Raw genomic sequence first — 26,315 nt, forward strand, 5'->3', positions numbered from 1 at the left:
TCAGGAGGGATTGAATGAGTGGCATAGCAAATCTTTTAATAATCCTTGGATTTACCGTTGTTTTCATCATTATCATCGTTTTGGTTTTACTATTACTTTATATGATTTTCTTTGATCGCATGCAGAAGCATCATGCAATTTTAAGAAATTACCCCGTACTTGGGAGAATACGATACTTTCTAGAAAAAATTGGACCTGAGATGAGGCAATATTGGTTTAACAGTGATAACGAAGGAAAACCATTTTCCCGTGACGACTATGAGCATATGGTGAAAAGTTCAAAATATTTACGGGATGTCATAGGTTTTGGCTCAAAACGGGATTTTGATGAGGAAGGCTTCTTTGTTAAAAATAGCATGTTCCCAAAATTGGCCGAAGAAGAAAAATATGATCGTGAAACTAAAGTGAAGACGAAAAGGTACATTCTGTTGAAAGATCCGCTTTTCTCACAACGTGAAGAAAAATGGGAAGATGAAGTATCCTCTGCATTCTTATTGAATGATGAAGATGCCGTAATCATAGGCCCAAACACTAAGAATCCTTTTCGACTAAAAGGCCTTATCGGCATGTCAGCCATGAGTTATGGCTCATTGGGAAAGAACGCAATCACAGCGCTTTCTGAGGGATTGGCTGCAGCAAAAGGTACCTGGATGAATACAGGTGAAGGAGGATTATCTCCTTATCATTTAGCTGGCGGTGTCGACATTATCATGCAAATCGGTCCAGCCATGTTTGGAGTTCGTGATAGTTTCGGTGAAATGGATTGGGATGAGTTAAAAAGAAAAAGTGAAATACCCGAAATCAAAGCATTTGAAATCAAATTGGCTCAGGGTGCCAAAACTCGCGGAGGACATATCGATGCTGAAAAAGTGAATCCGGAAATCGCTGAAATCCGTAAGGTCACTCCTTACAAAGCGATTGATAGTCCGAATCGGTTTTATCAATACAATGACGTAAAATCCATGTGCGATTTTATCGAAAAAATCAGGGAACATACTGGAATCCCGGTCGGCATCAAAATGGTCATCGGCGGCACTGACAGTGTTGAAGAGCTCGCTAGCTACATGAAAGAAACCGGGAAAGGTCCGGATTTCATTTCATTGGATGGAGGTGAAGGCGGCACGGGTGCTTCTTATCAGGAGTTGATCGATAGTGTAGGATTGCCGATAAAATCCGCTTTACCGATTTTAGTATCGACACTGGAAAAATATGGGGTCCGCAATCGGGTTAAAATCATCGCCTCCGGTAAATTGTTCACACCTGATAGAATTGCGATAGCCCTTGCCATGGGAGCAGACCTTGTTAACATAGCTCGAGGTTTCATGATTGCGATAGGATGTATCCAGACGATGAAATGCCATTCCAATGCTTGTCCTGTCGGGGTGGCCACCACTGATCCAGATTTGCAAAAAGCACTTGTAATCGATGAAAAGAAATACCGCGTGGTTAACTTTCTTGTAACCCTTAGAAAAGGATTATTTCGGATCTCAGCGGCTGCCGGTTTAGATTCGCCAATCCATTTTCAACCTAAGCATATTAGCTATAAGGACGATAAAGGAATTGTCACATCCCTTGAAGATATTATGAAAGAAGTTAATGGACAAATAGGTTCCAGGCAATGAAAAAACCACCGCCCAAATATGATGGGGCGGTGGTTTTTTCCTATTACATGAAGCCATTTTAGGATGTCAAAGTGTGTAACGCATGCAATCGAATTCCCCTGATTCCACTTTTCTCTTACCCGCCAGCTTTCCATAGCGATAATAATAAACAAAATGCGGAGTAATACAAGCGGCTTTAGCTTAAATTCGGGATTATTAAAATATCAAATGGATTGATAATACCATTTGCCCTCACGTTTAAACTTTCTGCATTGGTCATTCAAAAGAAGGTATTCTAGGTGTGCCAATGTTTCACCTACAGCAAATCTTGTTTCGTGAATGGACAGATTTCCAAATAAGATCTGGCAAGCACTTTTTACAGAAATCGGCTCTTTCATGTTTTCATGAATTACATGCAGTCGGTCCTGGTGGTGATCCAACAATTCAGCAATTCTTTTATTGGCATTTTGAAACGGTTTCCCATGAGAAGGGATGACATACTCAACGTCCAGCTTTTGTATTTTTTTCAAAGATTTAAAAAACTCTTCCAATGGGTTGCTTAAACCTTTAAACCAATAAGATATATTTGGAGATATCTTGGGCAATATATGATCTGTGGAGAAAAGGACGCTATTTTCCTTATTATATAAGGAAATCAGGCCATCGGAATGGCCCGGAGTGAAAAGCACTTCATACTCATATTTGCCAAATTGCAGCTTCATTCCTTCTTCAAGATGATGATTTACGGTAGGATAGGGTTTTACTTGGGGCATGAATCCGCTTTCGTCACTGGATAAGGCCACGGCGATGTCTTCTTCCATCCCACACGCATTGTAATTTTCTTTAAGCAGATTCAGTGAATCGGCTTCCCAATACGTAGTTCCCGCATGCTCATCCACTTCTGTCATCCATACATCGGCACCGGTCAATTGTTGTAATGTCCCTGCATACCCGAAATGATCTGGGTGATAATGTGTGATGATAATATCGGTAATATCGTGTTTTTCGATAATTGGGTTCCATAAATCCCTTGTCGTTTTGTTATTTAATCCCGCATCAATGATAGTCCATCCATTTTCACCTTCCGCCAGGAAACAATGGACATGGTCCAATCTAAAAGGCAATGGAATGGTAATTTGAGTAACTTTCAATTCATTCAGCAAGTATAACTTCCCCTTCCGATGTAACTGCATTTACATGAAAAAAATCGAAATTGCTAAAAACAAAACATTTAAATTTATTAAATAACGTATATCATTAATCAATTCGACGTATTTTTTCAGTTTCCTTTAATCATATCCAGAGCCAATCGATTAAAATCCAGAAGCAATAGCCTAGGGGCAATGGTTAATTCATGAAAATAAAAAAAACCGCCATTAAAATTAATGGCGGCACCTCATTTACATATCTTCCTCGATCGTTTGAACAAGGTTGAAAAGAAAATGATAAATTAAATGAAAAGCTTCTTCCAATGACATGTCTTCTTGAAACCCTTTAATGTTATCCATGGCAAAATTCACATCCCATAGCCCTTCGCCCTGGTTAAACATTAAACTGAACGACCCAATTCCTTCTTGGAGTTCCTTGGTTAAATAAGTTTTTAAAACATTTCCCATTTTTTTCTGGAATTTCAATCCGAACATCGCGTTATATGTACCGAAAACATCATCGACTTCTAACGAAAGTGCTTCCACACCGATTAATTCGAACCATTGTGATTCAAAGTAAAGGAATTCATCTTTGTTTTTTTTCAAATACTCAATCGGTTGTGATAAAAATGCAGAGTTCTCTTCAGAGATTAATTCTTCGCTCTCTTTATTACTGCGCTCCATATAAGCATCCGTAAAACGCGATGCATTTTCTTTTTCTACAATAATGATATCCTCGGCGAGTAATTTATGCTTTTCTACATAATCCTTTTCTTCTTTGTATAACTCAATCTTGTTTTCGCTTACGGATTTTGATATGTATGATTCCATTTGTTTTTTTAGCATGATATGTCCTCCTAGTGTCTTTTCAAGCTTTCACAATTTCAATCATAGCATATTCAGTATAGATAAAATAACTTTGTGAAAGAAATTACAATATCAGATGTGGCAATCATTTCGGGTCTTCGATATAGTAGTGATAAGCGTTTATACACATGAAAGAAATGAGATGTTGAATCATGCAAAAAATCATAGTAGTTGGTGCAGGAATTTTGGGAGCTTCCACTGCCTATCATTTGGCTAAAAATGGGGTTGAAGTGATCATTATTGACCGCCAAGATGTCGGTCAGGCAACATCTGCAGCTGCAGGAATCGTTTGCCCGTGGATATCGCAAAGGCGCAACCAAGCTTGGTATCTTCTTGCCAAAAATGGTGCGGCTTTTTACCCGGGCTTAATTGAAGAACTTGAACGGGACGGTGAAACCGAGACTGGGTATGCCCAGGTCGGTGCCATAAGTCTACATACAGATGAAGCTAAACTGAATGCCATGAAGAACCGGGCGGCAAAACGGCAAGAAGATGCACCGGAGATGGGGGCGATCACCTTACTTTCCGCAGAGGCAACACGTGCCTTATTCCCGCCTCTTTCAAGCGAATATGCAGCCGTTCATGTGAGTGGTGCAGCGCGGGTCGATGGAGGCGCACTACGTGATTCCTTATTGAGGGCTTCACAGAAATACGGTGCAAAACTTATGTATGGCGAGGCAAAACTTACATATAACGGTACCCAAGTGTCAGGTGTAACACTTAGAGATGAATTCATTCCTGCTGATAAAGTGATTGTTTGTGCTGGCGCTTGGGCACCGGAATTACTGAAACCACTGGGCGTGAATTTCCAAGTCACTTTCCAAAAGGCGCAAATCATTCATCTGGAAATGGCAAATGAAAATACAAATAACTGGCCAGTAGTCATGCCTCCGAGTGATCAATATCTTTTGGCTTTTAATAATAATAAAATCGTTGCGGGGGCGACTCATGAAAATACGGAAGTTTTCGATAACCGAATGACCGCAGGAGGGCTGCAGGAAGTTTTCAACAAAGCCTTGCAAACCGCCCCCGGTTTGACAGATAGTACGTTTGTTGAGGCAAGGGTCGGATTCCGTCCATTCACGCCGGGATTCCTTCCAGTCATGGGACCTTTACCTGGCTGGGGAGGCATAATCGTAGCCAATGGTCTTGGAGCTTCAGGTTTAACAATGGGCCCATATATAGGCTCAATATTGGCAAACCTCGCACTTGACAGAGAAATTGAAATCGATATCGAAAATTATGATATAAGAGGTGCGCTATAAATATAGCTCCCTTTAATTAACTTGCTGTATGAACTCGACTGATCAGAAAATGATCAATTCCGTTTTTTTTTAAATGGTCCTTTTCATAAAAAAAATCAAGGACCTTTAATGCGTCCTTGATTCAGACTGTAGATAGACAGACTCGAGGAAAATCGAGTTTGTCCATTTTTTTATGGCTTGTACAATTTGAACGTTGATTGGAACGTAGGGCACTCGCTTTCCTCGGCTTTCGCCTGCGGGGTCTCCCCTAGACGCGCTTTTCTAAGCAGGAGTCTTGTACCTTCCGTTCCAATCAACTTTGCTTTAACTCTTAGATCGAACACTTCTGCCTAGGGTCATTTTAAAATAGAAGTATTAAAAGATGAGGTGCTGAAGATGCTTTCTAAACATGATTCCTATTCAGCGCGATCAACTTGAAATGATTACTTTAGATCAATTGGGTGCCACCGAACCATTTGATTCGTAAAATGGAGGATGCCATTGACTTCACTTTCATTTATGACTTGGTGAAAGGTATGTATTCAGAGGTAGGACGCCCAAGTATTGATCCCGTTATTTTAGTTAAACTGACATTCATTCAATATACCCTCGGTATTCGTTCCATGCGTAAAACGATTGAAGAAGCGGAAACAATATGGCTTACAGTTCGTTCTTAGGCTATGGTTTTCATGATAAAGTACTTCCTACTCAACGTTCGGGAAAAATCATGCTGTTCTTTTAAATGAATAAATAAGAATCTTCCATTTCAATTTATTTCATCTATTTATTAATATCAGGTTCACTTACTTCTTCATAAATAACTTTTAACTCTTCAATAGTGAGTGATTTTAAAAATTCCTCTAATTCATCCATGTTAATGCCTCCTATAATCAAGAACATTCGTTCCTATTATAATCACCATATTATCACTAGTAAATAGTTAATTTAACTTTTAACACTAATTGATGAATTATAGAATTCAATAATCAACTGTTTCCCATCCTTTTATACCTATAAAATATTCAATGAGCATACAGCACTCCTTTTTAACCCACGGTCATTTCCCTTGAAAATAGTACTGTAACATCATTTTCATTTGCTCTTTATTTGCTGCAAATTGCTTATGACGATGACCATTTCCTCCAGATGGATGAGGAAATCCTAGAAGTATGTTATTGGCATCCAAATAATCTTGACCCGCTAAATAGTCTAAGACCTTGGTAACATTAACGCCTAAAGGAATAATAAGCGGACGTTCAATGGTACCTATTTCGGTAGCAAACCCCTCCATTATATATTTTTTTAGCAACTCGGTCTTTAAAATGTTCGGAGTTGTTCCACTATAGTTTTTTCCGTTATAAAATACTGGATAGGTTAAAACAGAGGTAGTATGAACGAGATGACTTGCGTCTTTAAAAAGATCCAGTGAGGACGATATGTTCAAGTATGTGTGTAATCCAAGCTCATCCAACATTTTAACTAAATTTTTCCTCATCGTTCCTTCAAAACTGGAATTCTTTTTTACTTCGTGCAGGATCTCTTCATCGCTATGCAGGTGCCCTCTTGCGTTAATTACGGTAGAATAAGATTTTTTCATTTGATGTAAACCAGGAGTGATTCCGACTATCACGACTTTTGCCCGTTCATTTACATACTCGAAAGGAGCGTAATATATTTCGAGTTTTTTCTTTTCTTCTCTTTCAAGCAAAAATTGCTCATTCTTTATCATTTCATCTGTATAGACAGCAGGTAAAGAGTTAATTAAGTCCTTAAATTGCGTAAACTTAGAAAAATTAGCGATCCCCATAAATTACAACCCCTTTTTCCCTTTATTTATTTTGGCCAATTCAGTATATCAGAAATTCAGATTTGCCACCGACATAGGGGCATTATGAATCTTGTTGGAAACCTCTCAAAAAAAAGATAAATTGCTTTCCAACCCTAGGATTGAAAAGAATTTATCTTAAAAATGGTATTTGGGGATGAAAAAAATGTTTGGGTTTACAAATTGAAACTATTGATTGAATCTTCCGCGTTGGCGAAGTAATTCACGATTCAGGTTCGGATCCTTTTCAAATGCAGCGCGGCCGTGAAGCCAGAATATGTTGTTGACAACAACTAAATCTCCAACAGGCAATTCTAGTTCAAGTACACTTTCATCGCTTTCTAATGAATTGGATAAATCGCGCAAGTATTTGGCTTGTTCGATTGATTCAGGATAAACAAATTGATCGATAAAACATACACCAGGTTTGTTATTATGATTGAAGAAGGTCAATCTTTCAATTTCCTGGTCAACGTTCTTGCTCTTTGGAGCTTTATACGTAAATTTGTGGCTGGATAATGGATGATCCACATACATATCAAGCTCTTTCCAATCGTCTAAATGCAATAAACGTGATTCGCCACCGCGTGCATTTTGTTCGACCATCTTCATCATCAGTAACCAGTCCGTTGGTTCATCTACAAAGGTGCCATCCGTATGAAGTGTAAATAAACGATAAGCCTGACGTAAATATGAATCACTGCTATCCGTGTCTTGAACACTGAAGCGGGCATAATATTTCCCTGACATGGAATCATAGTTTGGAGTTCCCAGCAAGTATGAAATGGCCGTTGCAAAAATGACATATTCATCTGTATTCTCCGTGACACCCTCCAAGCCAAGGGTGAAGCCGCCGGATTCCCGATCATGAACGATGTTACGAAGCAATTCACCAAAGTCTTCCCCTACTTGATCCAAAAGGTATGAAGCAATGATGAGTCGTGCATATGGCGTATATTCCAGATGTTGAACAGACTGATTATCATTGGATACCGTTTCTAAAAAAGCAGCAATCGCCTCTTTTGAAATTTCAATATGATATAAACGGCTGGATTGAGGGTGAACTTTCACCTCGTATTTTTCTGTTTTCCTTTCAAACTTCGCTTTCTTTTTTTCTGCAATGTTCATGAATGATTCCTCCTGTTATTTGTAATATAGGTGACAAAGTTAACAGGAAATATAAAAAGCCAGTCGCACATGATCCCCATATAAAATGAGAATCCAACTGTACAACTGGCTTATATTCACTTCACTGCTCTATGCAAATAGAGTCACAGCGAATATGCAGTTTATGTATGATTTATTTTTCCTGTTTCCAATCATTAAGATCTTTACACGATTCTGAAAAGGTATTTTCCAAAAGGTGTTAATGTCATAATATTGGCTTAATTACATTAAAGCGTTTTTTCGTAAAATTGTCAACATCTTTTACAAATTATTCTGATAAACTATTTTACTAACTTGGTAGTTTCGTTTTTTCTGCCGCTTTAATTTGCTGAAAATGGAGATCCAGGTCCTTCAATGCAGCAATCAATGCATTAGCCGCTTTCCCCCGATAATAAGATGTAATCGATTCTATCGCTTCATCAATACCATCATTTAAACTGATCCCTTTTAATAAACGCCCAATGAATTCCCGGCCATGCTCCGTTGCCAGTGTACAAGAAGCCTCCAAGACAACCCCATATTTAGCATCGACTTCTGCGGTGATGGTCAATGTTTCAAAGACACTTTTCGCTGCCATCCCTTGAGGTAAACGTGCGTGACCTGCAATAAAAATTGTTTTACCATTGAACATGAGGCCTCTTCCTCTCTTTATCGAATATTATTTTGTCAATACAGCTTCCAATAAGTGTGATTGTTCCGGAATGCGGGTAACAACCTCTTTGCCAATTTCAATGGAGGCTGTTGCTGCAGGTGAGGGTGCATTACAAACATGAATGGTCCGTTTCCCCATTATAATATGAAAATCATCCACCATATTCCCGTCATCCTGTAACGCCTGTGCCCGAACTCCGGCAGGTGCAGGGATTAAATCATCTTCTTGAATTTCCGGAATCAATTCCTGAAGGCTTTTCGTAAATTGCTTTTTACTAAAAGAACGGACATATTCATCCATCCCTTCCTTCATGAACTTACTGGCCAGTTTCCAAAAACCTTTATAGCTTAAAACTTCAGTTAAATCCTTCGCATTGAAATCGGTTTTTTTATAACCTTCACGTTTGAAACTTAGTACAGCATTTGGACCGGCATCTACTTCCCCGCTTATCATCCGCGTGAAATGAACACCTAAAAATGGAAATTTCGGGTTAGGTACCGGATAGATTAAATGGTTGACAAGGAAGCGCTTTTCAGGCTTCAATTTAAAATACTCGCCGCGAAACGGGACAATTTTCATATCAGTTTTATAGCCGGCAGCTGCTGCGATACGGTCACTGTGCAATCCAGCGCAATTAATGACTATCCTTGCTTTTATTGTCCCGTTGTTCGTAGCGATGATGACTTCATTAGAATCCTCGTCAATCTTCTCGACCTTTGTATTAAGCTTGATTTCACCGCCGTTGCTTCGGATGATATCCGCCATCTTTTCACTTACCTGACGATAATTGACGATGCCAGCTTGCGGGACGCGAATTGCTCCAAGTCCATTAACATGCGGTTCAATTTCCTTTAATTCTTCCACATTGATTCTTTGTATAGCTAGCTCATTTTGCAAACCGCGTAAATATAAATCATCTAGAAGTGGCAAATCTTCTGGCTTTGTTGCAACAATGACCTTGCCGCAAATATCATGATCAATTCCATGCATCCTGCAGAATTCCGTCATTGATTTGCTCCCTTGACGGGCAAACCGTGCTTTGAAACTGCCTGGTTTATAATAAATTCCTGAATGGATGACGCCGCTGTTATGCCCCGTTTGATGATTAGCAACAGCAGCCTCTTTTTCAATGACAACCACTTTAGCATTAGGAAAACGCCGATAAAGGGCCATTCCCGTCGATAATCCTACAATTCCCCCACCAACAATTGCGAAATCATACACAATTAACACTCCTTTTATTGATGATGTTTATTATTCAGCAACTCCATATACGTAATTAAATTGTTTTTAGTCCGTAAAATGTGAAATTCTACTGCTGCCCTTAGTTCTGCAGGATCTCCTCTAAGTGCCGCTTCATATATCATCCGGTGTTCCCGTTGCGTTTCTGGGTAATAATCAATCAGCAAATTAGGCGCAATGGGTGAGATACCCAATGTTTCCACCATTTTTTGAACTCTTGGCCATGGGCACCCTTTTCGGAGGGTTTCATGAAAAGCCGCATTTAAAAGGATATAATGCTCATTGGTTTCATCAGATAACTGAATCCCTTCCATTTCAATCAAAATGCCCTTTAATTTTTCTTTATCCTCCTTTGTTAAATAAGGAAGCGACTTTTCTACAGCAAGGCCTTCAAGCAGAGACCTGGTATGATAAATTTCTTCAATATCATCCCGGGTAATCGGTGTGACGATTGCACCTTTATGAGGAACCATTTCCACCAACCCCTCCATTTGAAGTTGTGTAAGGGCTTCACGAATGGGCATTCTGCTTACTTCCAGGCGATCTGCCCACTCCTCTTGGATGAGTCGCTCCCCCTTTTTCAACGTCCCATTCAAAATCGCTTTCCTAAGACTTTTCGTTACATTTTTTACGATTGTAGATTTATCTCTTTTAGAATTAACATTATCCAATTCAGAGTCCACCTTTCGATATTGGATACAATTTAAACTATATCAACTTAATAAAGCGATTACAATACAGAAAATTAAATAAATTGTATCCAATTAAAAAAACACTGGATACAATAACTAAGGTAAACCATCTACTCCTCAAATCTAAATAATTTTTGGCATTCGTTTATATTTAACTATTAATCTGCTTTATTTGTTCCACGGCCATTAGAATCCACTATCGTGGAGATTATACTTTAGCTATAGCCGCCGAAAACCCTGTCTCGAATTTAAAAAGTATTATCCTGATGGAAAAGGGGAAATACATATTGCCATTTTATAAAAAGAACCTACTATGTGAAAGAAACCCATAAAGTAAAAATTTATTTAGCTAACCTTAGGGGCATAATCCGCTCCCCACCGAGACTCATGCCTGTTTATTTCCCTTTGTACACTAGTCATCTAAAATAATCATCATATATTGTTCAGTTCATTATAGAGAAGTTTTTTTGGGGTGAACTTCCATTTAAATCAAGTCTTTTTGTATCAAGATACATTAATATCTTATCTGCAAGCTCCAACCGTGATAAAATCAATTCAAATATAGTTATGAAATGCATAATGTGAAATTGGTAAAAAGTCATTAGAATAAAGGGGAAAATTTGAATGTCAGAATTAATCGATTGGAAAAATAGTGCTCACGGGCATAAGTTCATAGCTTCTTTTAGCGGAGGAAAGGATAGTGTCTTAGCCCTTTATAAAGCGCTTAAGATTGGAGAAGCTGTAGGACTTATCGTCATGCTGGAGGAAGAAGGAAAACGTTCCAGATCACATGGAATGCCTCCGGAACTAATAAAAGCCCAAGCTGAATCAATTGGTTTGCCTGTATATACTGCAGCTGCCAGTTGGACTGATTATGAAAAGGTATTTATGCGCCTTTTAGAAGATGCTAAGAATCAGGGAGCAGAAGTGTTGGTAACTGGAGACCTGGATATGCCTGCCCATGGCTGTTGGCATGATAAGGTTACGAAGTTTGCCGGGTTGAAGCTGGGAATGCCTTTATGGGAAATGAACCATCGTGAAGCTGTCGAAGAGTTCATTAATCTAGGATTCGTTACGATGGTTGTAACCGTTAATTTATCATTGGGGATGCGAGAGGATGATTTAGGACGAACGTTAACCCATGATTATGTGAAGGAACTTGAAGCTCGAGGCATTGACCCCTGCGGAGAAGGTGGAGAGTTTCATACAACAGTAATAGATGGGCCTATTTTTAAACAGCCAATTCCAGTTCGTAAATGTGAGATTATTAAGGACGGGGAGTATGCTTTTTTACCTTTGGAGCTAGATAAGATGACGAATAAGAGTACCTTATAACCGAACTTATTACAAATAGTCCTGGCAACCACTCTATACTGCACCCCAATTATGTGATTTTCTTTAAAGATTGAGGTGCAGTTCATCTGAGGAGTCCTTCAGCAGTATGATAATATTATTGCAGTTAACATAATAAAATTACAGTAACTAAATTTCGCAGCGATGTTTCATTACTGATAACTTTCTGATTCATTATTTGTTAAATAGGAGAACAACAGAATTTAGAAGAAAAAGTATTTCTAATATACTATATTAATAAGAAATTAATTGATAAAAATCAGTACTGGTGATATCAAAAAAGACTATATATTTTAGTCTTTTTTGAAAAGTCATTCGGTTGATTTAAAACTGTTGCCCTAACAAAACTCTTATATTTTTCAAAAATCCTCAGTGAAGGTGATTTTCTTAGTATAAGGAGCTTATCCGCCTCAAAACCCTTTTCACCTCTCCGCACCAATGATGCCGGTTTTATCTCCCCATTCAGATATAACGAAATAATGTTCTCTATAATAATGCTCTATTGATGGACTGTGTTATCCATATAAAAAGAATGAAAAATACAGGAGTTGTGTTCGGCCGTTCAATTAATAATAGAAATCCATTAATGTTTCGTCCATTAAATCCTGTGTGAGTCCTATGTAAATCATCGTATCTTTGGGATTGGAATGATTAAGGATTTGCTGCAGTAAAGCGATATCCTTGAATTTTTGGTAATGCAAATAGCCGAAGGTTTTTCGGAGGGTGTGTGTACCGACATCCGGAATGTCTGCCATTTCAGCCGCCTTGTTCAGAACTCGATAGGCCTGCACCCTGGTGATTGGACCATTACCTTTTCGACTTGGAAATAAATACTGTTCATTTTTCAGGTTCGATTTGCGGACATACTTCCTAACTTCCTTACGAAGCTGAGGATTGACAAGGAACCGTTTAATTTTATCTGTTTTTTGCTCCACAATGACTATATGCGTACCCTCAAGGATGTCTTTCACTCGCAATTGTAAAAGATCCCCTATACGTAATCCGATGTTTATCCCGATTGAAAACATCATGTAATCCCTGTAGCTGCAATATTTTAATAGTGATTTTTTCATCTTTTCTATGTGATCCAACCTGCGTATCGGCTGGACATTTTTAATTCTTTGAGAGGTTGCTTGCATGAACGGCTCATTCCCCTTTCTCCTTCTTTCATTGTACGTGAACAGCTTAAAAAAAGGCAAGTTTTATAAATTTTGATAAGCTTATAAACCTTGATTTAACGGGATTTCGAATGTATCAATAGAGGTCCTTTGTTACATTCGGAATATTCTTATAAAAATGACGCAAAAGGTGCTTGTAATCTACTACCCTCCTTTCACCGTCTTATAGCTTCATAGAGCGCTTTTAATCGGTTCTTGACTTATGACTCCAATGAATTAAAACAATAGCTTTAAAAGCCAAGTATGGAGCTCGCTTTTTTGACTTTTTTAATATTTTTGTAAAATAATGTATAAATTATCTATTACCCAATCAATGCTAGTAACAAATCCAATTTCCATTTATTTAGAAATTCATTTAATATACTATAATCTAATTATGTAAACTTCTGTTTTAAACATTTTTCTCATTTAAAATTTAACAAAGAGAATTGAATTTACTTCCCTTTGTCAAATATTCCCCCAATCCATTAATGAATATAAAAACTGGCATCATCAATGATTTCTATGTCTTTGTGACTTTTCAGCTCATCCATCAACTGGAAAAGTGCTCCATCCTTTTGTTTTGCTTCAATCATGCAATCGAGTTGTGGTAAGCTTCCCTTTATTTGTTGCAAAAATTCCATGTACATACCAGTATCCACAAAGTCAGCATGTGCTCGAAATTCTTTATCGGACCTTGGACTTGAAATATGCATTTTAGGGGGGAGTTTGGAATTACTCCAAGTATTCAATATTCGGTCCCAATGATCTTTCCAATCTTCATTTGGTAAATGATGTGCGAGGTGGTGGTGATAATCAAAAACCATTGGTATTCCCAATTTCTCACATAAATAAAGGGTTTCCGACAAGGTAAAGGTAGTATCATCATTCTCAAGAATGACCATTCTTTGAAGCGATTCCGGAATCAACCCCCAATTATGGATAAACTGCTCTAATGCCTGTACATGCTCGCCATAACCCCCGCCAACATGCAAAACACAGCGATGTTCGGGATCCACTCCCATTTTCTTTAATAAAGTATAATGCATCCTTAATGTTTTTAAGGATGTCTTCAGAATATCGATATTGGAACTATTCAAGATGACAAAATGATCTGGGTGAAAATCTATCCTTATTTTTTGGTGATTCTTTATGAATGTTTTTAATTTAGCCAGTTCTTCTGAAATAGCATCTATGTAATCCCATTCTGGAATTTCAGGATGGTTGGCTAAAGGGATAAGTTTTGAAGAAAGCCTAAAAAACTGAATATTATTGGCTTCGTTATGAATCAGTAAACGCCAGCAATTATGAAGATTGGATATTGAAAGGCGTTCGAGCTTCCTTATCGCTGCATCTCTGTCCTTAATTTTCGAAAACTGAGCAAAAGTCATCGTTTGGGATGGTGAACAGTTTGGCACATGATTACTCATGGCTACATAACCAAGGCGGATTAATGTCAAAATGATAACTCCTTTGCAGTTTAATGTTTAATGGAAGTATTCCCCTTTTTGACCAATAATATATATGTGAAAAAATCAATCAAAACAAAAAAATGGCTTTTACCGAAAGAATATCGGGCAAAAGCCATTTTCCAGGTTATCATTTTCAGTTTAGAATTTCATAATTTTATTGCACTTACACTTCAGGGGTAGGAGTTGGTTTGGCATATCCGCTTTTATATTTTTCATCAACTTTATTCCGGATGTCTTTGACACTCATACCGTCATTCAAGTCCAATATGGATTGCGCAGCAATTTCCAAGCAAACTCCGCATCTTGTGCCATGGTCATCCCAAACCACTTTACCATTTTTTTTATTCTCATGGATAAAGCAATCATAATTATTTTTATGGTTAGCTGACTCTCCGCAACCGCAATAACAAGGTATTTTTTCTAGTAAATCTTTATTTTGTGCAACAGCTAAATAAATTGTCTTCATATCCTCTGGTTTTTCAGTTAAGAAATCCGGTGCTATTTCCTTACTGCTGGTTTCCTCCTGAAGATCTCCGGATACCGTATGCTCTGAATGTCCTTCATGCCCGCTTTCTTTTTGTACAACACTTTCCTCTTCACCTGAGCAACCTGAAAGCATTAAGGAAAAACAGATTCCCATAGTGACCGTCATTAATTTCAGCTTCATTTTTACACTCCTTGACCATCTTGATACTCCCATTTTATGGCACGCAAGCTGTTTCTACAAGTATAAGTTTCCTTAATTATTAGGATTTAAAATGACAAGCATACTATTATGACTTTCCGGTACGACTTCGTGCATATTTATAGAGTATAAATCACACTTTAAGAAGAAAGAACGAGGTGATCTTGTCGTGAGAATGCTGCCGTCATTCTTAATTTTGTTAGGCACATATTTACTTATTATACTCCTTGATAAATTACAGGGCTTGAGTATATTGCACTCTTTCTATAGTATCAAACAATATTTGATAGTAGCTCGTGGAGAAGATTACTTTCTGCTCCTATTATTTACTATGATTTTTATATATTTGATTATATTCTCGTCTTTCAAAAACCGGCAGCCTCCATCTTCATGATACTGCCGGTTTTAATTTTTGTTTTATATATGCGGTAAGCAATAAAAGAATGGGGATTCCAATGAGCAAAGGTAGATGCAAAAGGTAAGGGACGACTTTTAAACCTTCATTTATATGTGCCTGATAACTAGGAGCAATCATAATCGAAGAGATGAAAATAACACCGCCAACAAGATAAATGAACATAGGGGATGGTTTCATTTGAAATAAGTCCGCTGCGCCAATAATGGCACAAAAGAAGAAGATCGAAATCTTGATGAAGCCTAAAATGATCATTAAAACAAGAATCAACGAATCCAGTCTTTCGATGAAATCAGCGATATTAATATAACTGACAGCTGTAAGAGCAGGGAAATTAGACCTTAATACCGCCTCAGGACCTAATACAGACAAGAGAATGATCGAATTAAGAGTTAATGAAACCCCACCTATAATTATTGCAAAGAGGCCAACTTTAACGGCAGAACTCTTTTTATTTAAATGCGGAAGGATCATCGTAAAAGTAATCAATTCTCCAAAAGGTACGGTGATACCTGTAGGAATCAACTCTTTCCATACCATTCCCCATCCATTGCCTAATACAGGCTGAAGGTTTACCGATTTTGTATAACCTCCTAATACAAACATAATGTTCAAAATTAAAAGGGTCACGATAATAATGGCAAAGCATATGCATGCAACACGTGCAAATGCTTCCAAGCCTAGATGAACTCCATAAATTAAAACAAGTATCATGCATATTCCCAGCGTTATTATGGAAGTGCGCCTATAAGCAGAGCTAATTAATAATTCTTCAAAATCTCGTAACACTCTTGAAGCCAGATAAATAAAATAGATGATATAACAAAAACTGAATGCACCACCGATATAATTACCCCAAATTTTTCGGAGATAGCCGGTCATCGGTAAGTCAGGGTATATTTCAAATAATGAAGTATACACGAAATACAGTAAACACCCAAAAAGGGTTGATAAGAGATTCACAATCCAGACGTCCTGCTTGGCGCCTTTTCCTATATCAAGCAGTAAATTACTACCAAACATAAAAATGACCATCATACAAAATAACTGAAATCCATCAATTTTTATTTTAGGCAATGCCTCCTTCACCTCCTCATTCTTTTATTTCGATTCATAAGGTTCCATTCGCAATCCGGAATTGATAATGTCTACATGAACTTTCAATGATATCTGCGCATCTGAATATAGGTTATCCCAATTTTTTTTGTTCTGGCGCCAATAAACGGGATTTGTTCGAGACAAAGCATCACCAAAACCAAAGATATCTGACTTTTCTTTTTGTGTGATGCTAATCGTCTTTTTAATTTCCTTTTTTAATTCTTCTTCCATTTTTTTTTCGTATTCTTTTAACACTTTGGGATCGCTCAAATTAAGCTCACATGTTGTTTCCAACAGTTCTCCCATAACGTTGATATCAGTATGAATGACAGGTTTTTCATTATGGATTTCGGTTAACATTTTACTTTTCACACCGATTGTATTGATTGTGACATTGCCTCTTTTACAAGGTAACACAACGGGGGTATTTTTCACTTTCGACGTAACGAATTGAACGGCTCGGGCCGTTTCTCCATCCAACCATCTCACCAATTTTCCTTTTCTGAAAATGGCTAATCCTTTAACCTTAATTGTAGTCGGGTTGGTCGTCTCTAAATTTCCTGTTTGCTTCCCCTTCTGGGAATCATTGCTTATACTGATTCCCGGAAGTGATGCATCTTTACCTTCACTCAAAAGTGAAGAAATGATTTCATAAGCTAACACCTCACTAGTTGATCCATACAACTTTTGGTTATTTTGTGTTGTACTGATAATATTTTTACCTGGGTTAATCTCAAGAGGTTCAATTACCCCAAGTACATCCTTAGCAGTCTTTCCTCGCGCAATAAAAATAGGGATACTTGCTCGTGAATATTTACCTCTATCGAGACCATCAAAGATTAAATCCAGGTTATTTCGAGCTAACTTCTCACCAATAATAATCAGTGAGAGATGTGTTGTGTTATTTTCCCTCGGAATAACCGAAGCTGATTTTCCAACGGTTTCCAAAATTGTTTTTCCCGTTATCGTATAGTTGATGACAGCGAGGCTTTGACCTCCTGATGTGCCGGTTTGGGATAGACCGCTAGGATTTATGACTTGATATGTTACTCGGTAAGGTTGTTTTGGATCGTCATTTTGGTCAACTCCCATCGCTATTATGACACCTAGCTCGTTTAATTCCCTGTAATTAGAACAACCTGAAATCAGTAAGCAAATAGCTGCCATCCCTACTAATGAAATATTCATTTTCATTTTCATTTCTCGTCCCCCGTAATTAGCCAGTTTTATTTTCTTGATGATTTTTTCAATAGTGATGGTAGCGGGAAACGAAAAAAAACATCTCTTTGCTCCTTAAAACGAAATGGAGCAAATGGGGCAAAATAGGGAACACCAAAAGACCTCAGGCTACTCATATGAAGCCAGATACATAGAGTGAAAAGCAATATGCCATATAAGCCGATGAATGCTGAAATGAAAATCAGAATAAATCGAATTCCGCGACTCACATTGACTAGACTGGTATTTGGCAGTGTAAAACTGCTGATTGCAGAAATGGCTACAATAATAACCACTGCCGCTCCTACAAATCCCGCTTCAACAGCTGCTTGTCCTAAAATGAGTGCCCCTACTATAGATACAGCCGGCCCGATCGCTCTTGGCATCCGAATTCCTGCCTCACGCAAAATCTCAAAGGCCATTTCCATTACCAGTATTTCGACAATAGCTGGAAAAGGAACATTTTCCCTTTGGCCCATTAGACTGACGAGTAAAGTTGTAGGGATAAGCCCTTGATGATGAGTAATTAGTGCCAAATAAATAGCGGATGCATACATCGACAGAAAAAAGGCTCCGAATCTTAAAATCCTTAAAAAGGAGCCGATATATTGATTTTGATAATAGTCCTCCGGAGATTGAAAAAATTGCGAAAACAACGCCGGGACGATTAAAACAAAAGGAGTTCCTTGAATGATGATGGCGATTCGCCCTTCCAATAAATTCCCAACAACTGCATCAGGTCGTTCCGTATTCAAAAGAAGGGGAAAAACCGTCGCTGAATCATCCTGGATTAATTCTTCAATGTAATTGGATTCGAGTACCCCATCAATATCAATGCCCTGTACGCGTTTTTTGACTTCCTTAACAATACTTTCATCCGCGATTCCCTGAATGTACATGACAGCAATATCCGTTTGTGTAACACTTCCGACTTTCAAGCTTACTAAGCGTACATCAGGATTTTGAATCCTAGCACGTATTAGTGATGTATTGGTTCTTAAATTCTCAGTAAAACTATCTTTTGGTCCTCTAATGACCGTTTGGCTTGTCGGCTCGGTTATGGCACGGGATGGCTGATTTTTCGTACTTGCGATGAAAGCTTTCGTACTGCCATTCAACAAGACAACAGTATCTCCTGTCAAAACGGCTGTTATGAATTCCTGCCAACTTTCTTTAACGGTTACTTTAGATACCGTTAAAATATGGCTTGCCCTTTCCTCCATCTCTGTCAATGTTTGATTATTTTCTTTAAACCACTTTATTAATGGATCCACGATGTTTTCATTAATGATGTTACCATCAGCCAATCCGTCAAGGTGGATTACAGCTGCCTTTACAGATTTCTGACGTGGAGATTCAATCATTCGAACGGACAAATCTGAACTATGCCCAAGCTCTTTCATCAATCTCTTTACATTTTCATTCACCTCACATAATAAGGTGCCATCAGTTGTAGGTTTCTCTTTAGCTCTTTTAAAAGAACGTCCTATTCTCACTTTTCCGCCCCTTACAAATAAAGTGTTTGTTCGTTTCACTAATGATTGCTTTTATTATTTGTATCTAATATAAATATATGTAATAAAAGGATGCCGAGAAAAATTTTGATAGCACGATCAATGAAAAAAGCCGATGCATTCCTTTATGGGGATCATCGGCTTAAATATTTTGGTGGGTATTGTTCACCACCACTCAAGTCAAAGTCAATTTTGCAGACGGTTTTCCGTCCGTTTCAATAACATTAACTAGATACCTTATTTCTCACTTTTAGATAAGGCTAGCGGAATGGTTACATGAGAAACTCCTGCTGCAATCCACACGATCCTGCATGCCCTTCATGGCTTTAAACGTTTCTTAATCACTTCTTTATTTTCCAATAGGGTACGCTCGATATCCTCAAGTTCAATCCTTCTTCTTTCTTCATCGCTAAAGGAGATTCGATTGATCACTTTTGTCGCTTTAGCCACGGTTCCTCTCCTCCTTTTTGATCTTCAAGAGGTCACTAGGGAATATATAATCATCGCGGGCCCATTTTTTTTGTACTTGTACACCCATTTGCGGTTGAGGATTCCCATTACGATGGTTGATGCTCGGCAATGTCACCTGAATCGTCCATCGGAAGATAAACCTCTTTATCTTTTACACGATCCGTAATCAGACATTCCACTTTTGCATGTCCATACGGTGAAGTGAGCCGAACACTGGCCCATCCTCAAGTCCTCTATCTTTTGCCAATTCCCGGGATACCTCAAGGAAGACTTTTGGCGTTTTGGAACTTATGCCTTTTGATTTATATGTCATGTTTCCTTCATGGAAATGTTCCAATAAGCGGCCATTATTTACATGGATATCAAACCCATCCCCAAAGTCAATCGGTTTGGTCCATTCGACTGGAAATAACCTCGCTTTTCCATCGGGAAACGGAAAAGCTTCCGTGAATAACAATGGAGTATCTTCCATCTGAATCAACTGGCCATTGAAGACTTTTATAACCTTCCAAGCGTTCGTAACTTACTCCAGCATATAAAGGCTGCTTCATCCATGATGTCACTTGGATGCCAATTATCCCATCCCGCTCCTAACGAATTCCCACATTCATAATAATTTGCCAATCAGGCTTTGAGTCGCCAAGCGGTTCGAAGACTTGATACAGGCGTTGTATACGGCATTCGGTTTTCGTAAAATTGTGAAAGTGATTAATGGAAGTCTTCATTTGACCAATTTCATATTAGAAAATGAACGAAAGCCGAAGTGAGAATATTATTCACTCACTTCGACTTTCGTATCATTGATTAGAGTTTGCTTTCAATACAAACGAACTTAAAGGGGAAACGGTAACCTGACTCCCTTTAATCCTATCAATTTCTTCCATGCCCGCGCGCTGACCATCCACTAAAACGGACCAATTACCTTCGTGCGGAAGAGTAATGGTTATCGCGTCCCAATTTGCATTATGAATCACTGCCATTTTATAATCTTGATGTTTTAAGGTGAATGCAACCGCATTTGGCGGAGCATCAATGAATTGTAATTGCTCCTCAATTTCTTCGGGTGTGCTTAACCTAAAAACAGAATGATTTTTCCTGAGAGAAATCAGCCCTTTCATGTACTCCACTTCCCGATCTAACTCCGCTCGCCTTTTCCAATCCAACCTGTTAATCCAATCAGAAGATTGATAGCTGTTTTCATCTCCATCCTTCGTGCGCATAAACTCTTGTCCAGCATGTATCATGGGAATTCCCTGTGACAGTAAGACAATTGCCGAAGCTAATTTATGCATCTGTTTCCGTTTTTCTTCCGTAGCATCTGGATTAGTGATGAGCAGCTTATCCCATAACGTATAATTATCATGTGCTTCAACATAATTGATCACCTGATCTGGTCTTTGATATGTGGCGATATCTTCATCATATTTCAAACCACCAGCGATTCCTTTTTTTATAATATCTTCCATTCCTGGTTTGCCATTGACGAATCCCTTATCATGTTCATTCATGACAAACCCTTTTAAACCATCACGGATCGCATCATTAAAGTGAGCGATTCCAGGCATTTTAAAAGCATTTTTTTGATTTGCTTTCAGCTCTTGGGCCAAGGGGGTATCCATATCCCAGCCTTCGCCCAAAACAATGAGGGTCGGATCAATTTCTGTCAGTGCCTTTTTCACTACATTCATCGTTTCCACATCGTGAATGCCCATTAAATCGAAACGGAAACCATCAAGGTTAAATTCCTTCGCCCAATAGGTTACGGATTCAACGATGAATTTTCGCATCATTTTACGTTCGGACGCAGTATCATTTCCTACACCAGTTCCATTAGATAAGGTGCCATCGGCGTTATAGCGAAAAAAGTATTTTGGAACGAGTTTATGGAAGTTTGAGTCCTCCACAGAATAAACGTGATTATATACAACATCCATGATTACTCGTAACCCGTGGTCATGTAAACCTTGGATCATTTCCTTTAACTCCCGGATCCTGACTTTTGGCTGATACGGATCAGTCGAATAAGAGCCCTCGGGAGCATTATAATTCTGTGGATCATATCCCCAGTTATATTGTGGTTCATTCAATTTCTTTTCATTGACTGTAGCAAAATCAAATATCGGGATAAACTGTACATGGGTAACACCTAGATCTTTAATATGATCAAGACCCGTTTTCGCTCCTTCTGGACCTTTGGTTCCGGCTTCAACTACTCCTAAGAATTTACCTTTATGATGGATTCCGCTTTCAGGGTGAATCGATAAATCCCGTGTATGCAATTCATAAATGACTATGTCCTCAGCTTTTTCAAGAGGTGGTTTATCCCGTGTCCACCTTTTTGAGTTCGTATCTGTTAAATCTATCACGACCCCTTTATCACCATTAACTGTAACTGCGCGAACATAGGGATCGACGGCTTCACTCCAGGTTTCTCCCACTTTCACTTTATATGTATAAATCAATCCATCCTGATTTCCGTTCAGCAAAATGGTCCAGGTCCCTTTTTCCGAACGAACCATTTGAATCTCCATTCCATCTGTATCATCCCAATGTTTATAAGTAACTAGCTTGGCTTCAGATGCAAGTGGTGCCCATAACCGGAATGCCGTTTTATCTTTAAGATAGGAATTTCCTAAATCTTTGCCTTCATAGAAATATAAATCATCCAATTCTGACGGGTTTAACGGATTAATATTAGCAATCGGCAGGGATTCCAACTGATTTTCCGTTTCATTATCCATAGGTGTTTGATTATTTTTATTTTCCTCTTCAAAATAAGAAAGTGAATCTTTAATAGGTCATTCCTCCATTGAAATTCCCATTCTAAAACAGGAATTATTCATTTTTATAATCATGAGCAAATCTTCCGTTATGTTATGATTCCACAGGCATTACCCATCAAAACATCCATTCTGAAAATATGTCAAAAATTCAGAAATCTATATTTAATAATCGAAAGCAGCGTTCATTTTGCTGGACCTTACTTATCGTTTAATGAATTGTGAATCCAAAAAAAGAAAAAAATGCCTCCATAACAGTTTTACGGTCTTGGAGGCATTTCTAGTACTCTTTATGGTGTTTTAATAATTTTCACTGAGTTATCTTCAACAATTGCCTTGAAGTTCTTAACTTCAGGCTGCTCAAAAATAAAGTCTGTGATGCCATCTTCGAGCTGTTCTTGTAGAACACGGCGGAGCGGTCTCGCCCCGAAAGTTGGGTGATATCCGAGTTCAATTAGCCTTTGTTTCGCATCATCGGTCACATCTAAAGATAAACCATTTGCAGCAAGTGTTTCGTCTAGCTCGTGAATCATGATATCAACAATTTGCAGAAGATCTTCTTTCTTCAATGCTGAGAATTCAATGATGCTATCGAACCGGTTCAAGAATTCCGGTTTGAAGAAGCTGCCTAAAGATTGCAGGATTGAAGCCTCTTCCACAGCTGAACTTGTACCGAATCCCATTACTTTTTGTTTCTCACCGACTCCTGCATTACTCGTCATGATGATCACGGTATCTTTAAAAGTAACGGTCCGGCCTTGACTGTCGGTTAAGCGGCCATCTTCCATGATTTGCAGGAACATATGCATGACATCCGGATGTGCCTTTTCGATTTCATCCAATAAGATGATACTGTAAGGCTTGCGGCGAACTTTTTCCGTCAATTGTCCAGCTTCCTCATGTCCAACATATCCAGGAGGAGAACCGATTAATTTGGAAACACTGTGTTTCTCCATGAATTCACTCATGTCAAGACGAATCATAGCGTCCTTGTCCCCGAATAATTCCTCAGCAAGAGTTTTCGCCAATTCGGTTTTTCCGACTCCTGTCGGACCAACGAAAAGGAAAGAACCGGTAGGACGATTTTTGGATTTTAACCCGGCACGACTTCTTCGAACGGCCTTGGATACCTTTTTGACAGCCTCTTCCTGCCCAATTACTTTTTTCATCAGCTCCGCTTGGAGATGAACCATTCTTTCTTGCTCATCTTCTTGGAGCTTACCTACAGGAATGCCAGTCTTTTGTTCGATGATATTTTGAATGTCTTCAACGGTTACAGTTGGCTTAATTGCATCTTCCCCTGCTTGCAATGACTTTTCCAGTTTTTCTTCCTCATCACGAAGAACGGCAGCTTTTTCATATGCTTCTTCTTTTAAGGCCATTTCTTTTTCTTTATAAATTTGCGCCAGTCGTACTTTTATGTTTTCTACCTGGCCGTCTTCGATGGTCAGGTTCAACTTGGAACCAGCTTCATCCATTAAGTCAATTGCCTTGTCAGGGAGGAATCGGTCTTGAATGTAGCGGTTCGATAGTTCAACAGCCGCTTTTAGGGCTTCCTCACCATATGTTACACCATGATAAGATTCATAACTTTCCTTTAAACCGCGTAAGATGACCAATGCCTCAGCCGTTGTAGGTTCGTTAACCTGTACAGGCTGGAAACGCCTTTCTAGGGCACCGTCTTTTTCAATTTTCCTATATTCGGATAAAGTGGTTGCTCCGACAAGCTGAAGTTCGCCGCGTGCAAGTGCAGGCTTCAAGATATTTCCTGCATCCATTGATCCTTCGGCCGAACCAGCACCCACAAGTTGATGAATTTCATCAATGAATAAAATGACATTTTTTCTTTCCTGTAATTCGCTGATCAATTGCTTCATTCTTTCTTCGAATTGCCCTCTAATTCCAGTATTGGAAACAAGGGATGCTACATCAAGCATATATACTAGCTTATTACGCAATTTAACTGGTACTGAACCTTCAACAATCGCTAAAGCAAGACCTTCAGCAATGGCTGTTTTACCGACACCAGGTTCACCGATTAAAACTGGATTATTTTTATTGCGTCTGTTTAGAACTTCAATGACACGTTTGATTTCTTCATTTCGTCCGATAACCGGATCAATAAGTCCTGCTTTAGCAGCATCGGTCAAATTGCGGCCATACTCCTCAAGCAATCCTCCGTCCTCGGCTTGTTCAGCTGAATCCGGTTTTGGTACACCTTTATAATTAAATGGATTGAATGAATTTGGAGATCCGTTAAATTGGAATTTCCCCATATCCATTCCGCCCATAGCTGCTCCAAGTTTGTTTCGTTCTTCTTTATAACAAGTGGAGCACAGTTTTACATCATGCTCCTGACCATTCATATTTAGGTGAACTTGAATATTAGCTTGGTTTACATGGCATTTTTCACAAAGCATGTAGTACTCCTCCTTTAAAAAATTAAATTGAAAATAAATCTTTGACCTTCTTTGACTTTCTGACTTTATTATACATTGACCTTCTTTGACTTTCAATAATTTTGTCTGGGAATTTTTTTGCATAAAAAAGGAATTGCTTCGTTTTGGTTTGCTTAGCATATTAAACTATCCATTTCCAGTCAACTAAAAAGCTTTTATGAATGCTTCATAGTATTGATTATCCAGTTCAGGACTCGATAACCTTCAACTATTAACAAAACGCCAATTCTCTTGTCCACGTGCCTCAATCACTCTTATTTTAAAAAACAAAATAAGACTTTATTAAGACTCTTTAAGGTTAGTACAATTTTTAACGTTGGATTTCCACTCCAGGCACTTGCTTTCCGCGGGCGGTAGGGGAGCCTCCTCGGCTTTTGCCTGCGGGGTCTCCCTTAGACGCGCATTTCCCGCAGGAGTCTCGTACACCCGCTCCAATCAACTTTGTTTTAATTTTAAGATAGAACACTTTTGCCTACAGTTTTTGTTTTTAAGTAGTATTAATACTTGAGGTGATATCGATACTTTCTTAAAATTCCCCTAGTTGTTCAACCCATGCCATCCTTTCCGCAATAGCTGCTTCAATTCCAATAAAAAATCAAAAAGGTTTCGGAATGAAACCTTCCGAAACCTTTTTGTCTACATATTAAAAGAAACTTCAATAAATCTCTTAGCTTTTTTATATTAAAATTGATTTTCTTCTATTATATACGTTTCGCACCGATATACTTTGGCTTCCAATAACTATTATTGGTTTTAGCGTATGACACTCCTTTAGATGATGAAGAGTGTATGAATTCATTATTTCCTATGTATATAGCCACATGTGTAGGTTTTTTCGCTTTATTTGGTGCAAAGAACATTAAGTCCCCTTTTTGCAGGCTTTTAACTTTCTTACCTTTTTTATATATGTCAGCAGCTGTTCTTGGTAAATTCTTACCAGCCTTTTGATATGAATACTTCACTAAACCGGAGCAATCAAAACCTGAAGAGGAAATGCCACCCATTTTATATTTTGTACCTAGTTCACTTTTAGCCACTTTAATCGCTTTTGTATGATATGAAGCAGCTTCCACTTGGTCCCCAGCAAAGGATGTGGTTACAAGCGTGATAGCCAATGACAATCCGACGACAATTTTCTTAAACAAATTATTTACCCCCTGATGTGATTTGCTAAACCTAATATACTAGAAAAGCTATATCACTCGCATCACAGGATTTTTACAAATATGTTACATTTAGTAGATTTAGGAAGAAT

At 38.4% G+C, this 26,315-nt stretch carries 20 protein-coding genes and 3 pseudogenes; 5 read left to right on the forward strand and 18 right to left on the reverse strand.

Features of this window, described 5'->3' with window-relative positions; translation table 11 throughout:
* Positions 1-14 precede the first annotated feature (14 nt).
* Positions 15-1,622 carry an FMN-binding glutamate synthase family protein gene (locus J7I96_RS12020; protein WP_214768302.1) on the forward strand — a complete coding sequence of 536 codons (1,608 nt, stop codon included), beginning with the start codon at positions 15-17 and terminating at the stop codon, positions 1,620-1,622.
* A 203-nt stretch (positions 1,623-1,825) separates the two neighbouring features.
* Here J7I96_RS12020 and J7I96_RS12025 read toward each other — a convergent pair whose 3' ends face one another.
* The gene (locus J7I96_RS12025) at positions 1,826-2,764 is read right to left on the reverse strand and encodes an MBL fold metallo-hydrolase (protein ID WP_214923015.1); all 939 of its coding nucleotides are present in this window, start codon (positions 2,762-2,764) and stop codon (positions 1,826-1,828) included.
* Between the two features lie 237 nt (positions 2,765-3,001).
* Complete coding sequence (locus J7I96_RS12030) at positions 3,002-3,595, reverse strand: branched-chain amino acid aminotransferase (protein ID WP_214923017.1); 594 nt, start codon at positions 3,593-3,595, stop codon at positions 3,002-3,004.
* Positions 3,596-3,768: 173 nt separating this feature from the next.
* On the opposite strand from J7I96_RS12030, the gene J7I96_RS12035 reads away from it, so the two are divergent.
* Positions 3,769-4,881, forward strand: coding sequence for an NAD(P)/FAD-dependent oxidoreductase (locus tag J7I96_RS12035; protein WP_214768305.1), 1,113 nt, complete (start codon positions 3,769-3,771; stop codon positions 4,879-4,881).
* Positions 4,882-5,269: 388 nt separating this feature from the next.
* A pseudogene (locus tag J7I96_RS12040) lies at positions 5,270-5,589 on the forward strand (transposase); the annotation flags it as partial.
* A 328-nt stretch (positions 5,590-5,917) separates the two neighbouring features.
* On the opposite strand, the gene J7I96_RS12045 reads toward J7I96_RS12040, so the two are convergent.
* From J7I96_RS12045 to J7I96_RS12065, 5 genes are all read right to left on the reverse strand, one after another.
* Complete coding sequence (locus J7I96_RS12045) at positions 5,918-6,667, reverse strand: uracil-DNA glycosylase family protein (RefSeq protein ID WP_214768306.1); 750 nt, start codon at positions 6,665-6,667, stop codon at positions 5,918-5,920.
* A 207-nt stretch (positions 6,668-6,874) separates the two neighbouring features.
* Positions 6,875-7,813, reverse strand: coding sequence for a glutarate dioxygenase GlaH (gene glaH, locus J7I96_RS12050; RefSeq protein ID WP_214768307.1), 939 nt, complete (start codon positions 7,811-7,813; stop codon positions 6,875-6,877).
* A gap of 328 nt (positions 7,814-8,141) precedes the next feature.
* Positions 8,142-8,483, reverse strand: a complete 342-nt coding sequence (locus J7I96_RS12055; protein WP_214768308.1) for a DUF3870 domain-containing protein — start codon at positions 8,481-8,483, stop codon at positions 8,142-8,144.
* 27 nt (positions 8,484-8,510) lie between these two features.
* Positions 8,511-9,728, reverse strand: a complete 1,218-nt coding sequence (gene lhgO, locus J7I96_RS12060; RefSeq protein ID WP_214768309.1) for an L-2-hydroxyglutarate oxidase — start codon at positions 9,726-9,728, stop codon at positions 8,511-8,513.
* Between the two features lie 14 nt (positions 9,729-9,742).
* Positions 9,743-10,417, reverse strand: a complete 675-nt coding sequence (locus J7I96_RS12065; RefSeq protein WP_214768310.1) for a GntR family transcriptional regulator — start codon at positions 10,415-10,417, stop codon at positions 9,743-9,745.
* A gap of 645 nt (positions 10,418-11,062) precedes the next feature.
* Between J7I96_RS12065 and J7I96_RS12070 the strand changes: the two genes are divergently transcribed.
* Positions 11,063-11,773 (forward strand): Dph6-related ATP pyrophosphatase, encoded by a 711-nt coding sequence (locus tag J7I96_RS12070; protein WP_214768311.1) that lies wholly within the window; start codon positions 11,063-11,065, stop codon positions 11,771-11,773.
* 584 nt (positions 11,774-12,357) lie between these two features.
* On the opposite strand, the gene J7I96_RS12075 is transcribed toward J7I96_RS12070, so the two are convergent.
* The 3 genes from J7I96_RS12075 to J7I96_RS12085 form a co-directional block, all read right to left on the reverse strand.
* On the reverse strand, positions 12,358-12,930 hold the full coding sequence (locus tag J7I96_RS12075) for a site-specific integrase (protein ID WP_194719377.1): 573 nt from the start codon (positions 12,928-12,930) through the stop codon (positions 12,358-12,360).
* Between the two features lie 506 nt (positions 12,931-13,436).
* Positions 13,437-14,408: a UV DNA damage repair endonuclease UvsE gene (uvsE, locus tag J7I96_RS12080; RefSeq protein WP_214768312.1), complete on the reverse strand. Its 972-nt coding sequence runs from the start codon at positions 14,406-14,408 to the stop codon at positions 13,437-13,439.
* 175 nt (positions 14,409-14,583) lie between these two features.
* Positions 14,584-15,087, reverse strand: coding sequence for a PCYCGC motif-containing (lipo)protein (locus J7I96_RS12085; RefSeq protein ID WP_214923018.1), 504 nt, complete (start codon positions 15,085-15,087; stop codon positions 14,584-14,586).
* Between the two features lie 193 nt (positions 15,088-15,280).
* Here J7I96_RS12085 and J7I96_RS29000 point away from each other — a divergent pair, with 193 nt between their 5' ends.
* Positions 15,281-15,499, forward strand: coding sequence for a YczF family membrane protein (locus tag J7I96_RS29000; protein ID WP_483861557.1), 219 nt, complete (start codon positions 15,281-15,283; stop codon positions 15,497-15,499).
* On the opposite strand, the gene J7I96_RS12090 is transcribed toward J7I96_RS29000, so the two are convergent.
* The 8 genes and pseudogenes from J7I96_RS12090 to J7I96_RS12120 all read right to left on the reverse strand — a co-directional run bounded on the left by J7I96_RS12090 (position 15,494) and on the right by J7I96_RS12120 (position 26,205).
* Positions 15,494-16,597 (reverse strand): GerAB/ArcD/ProY family transporter, encoded by a 1,104-nt coding sequence (locus tag J7I96_RS12090; RefSeq protein WP_214923019.1) that lies wholly within the window; start codon positions 16,595-16,597, stop codon positions 15,494-15,496. The genes J7I96_RS29000 and J7I96_RS12090 overlap by 6 nt on opposite strands.
* 24 nt (positions 16,598-16,621) lie before the next feature.
* Positions 16,622-17,818, reverse strand: coding sequence for a Ger(x)C family spore germination protein (locus J7I96_RS12095; protein WP_251029156.1), 1,197 nt, complete (start codon positions 17,816-17,818; stop codon positions 16,622-16,624).
* Between the two features lie 26 nt (positions 17,819-17,844).
* A complete protein-coding gene (locus tag J7I96_RS12100) occupies positions 17,845-19,332 on the reverse strand; it encodes a spore germination protein (RefSeq protein WP_311315187.1) in 1,488 nt (495 codons plus the stop codon).
* Positions 19,333-19,668: 336 nt separating this feature from the next.
* Positions 19,669-19,800, reverse strand: coding sequence for a hypothetical protein (locus J7I96_RS28415; protein WP_285289400.1), 132 nt, complete (start codon positions 19,798-19,800; stop codon positions 19,669-19,671).
* A pseudogene (locus tag J7I96_RS12105) lies at positions 19,793-20,516 on the reverse strand (molybdopterin oxidoreductase family protein); the annotation flags it as partial. The gene J7I96_RS28415 and the pseudogene J7I96_RS12105, both read right to left, overlap by 8 nt.
* Before the next feature lie 102 nt (positions 20,517-20,618).
* Positions 20,619-22,505, reverse strand: a pseudogene (gene pulA / locus J7I96_RS12110) (type I pullulanase); the annotation flags it as partial.
* A 386-nt stretch (positions 22,506-22,891) separates the two neighbouring features.
* Positions 22,892-25,021, reverse strand: coding sequence for an ATP-dependent Clp protease ATP-binding subunit (locus J7I96_RS12115; protein WP_214768316.1), 2,130 nt, complete (start codon positions 25,019-25,021; stop codon positions 22,892-22,894).
* A 740-nt stretch (positions 25,022-25,761) separates the two neighbouring features.
* Positions 25,762-26,205 (reverse strand): C40 family peptidase, encoded by a 444-nt coding sequence (locus tag J7I96_RS12120; protein ID WP_251025054.1) that lies wholly within the window; start codon positions 26,203-26,205, stop codon positions 25,762-25,764.
* Positions 26,206-26,315: the final 110 nt, after the last annotated feature.

The organism is Bacillus sp. ISL-78 (genome assembly GCF_018613455.1).
In the GTDB taxonomy this organism is placed as follows: Bacteria; Bacillota; Bacilli; order Bacillales; family DSM-1321; genus Peribacillus; species Peribacillus frigoritolerans.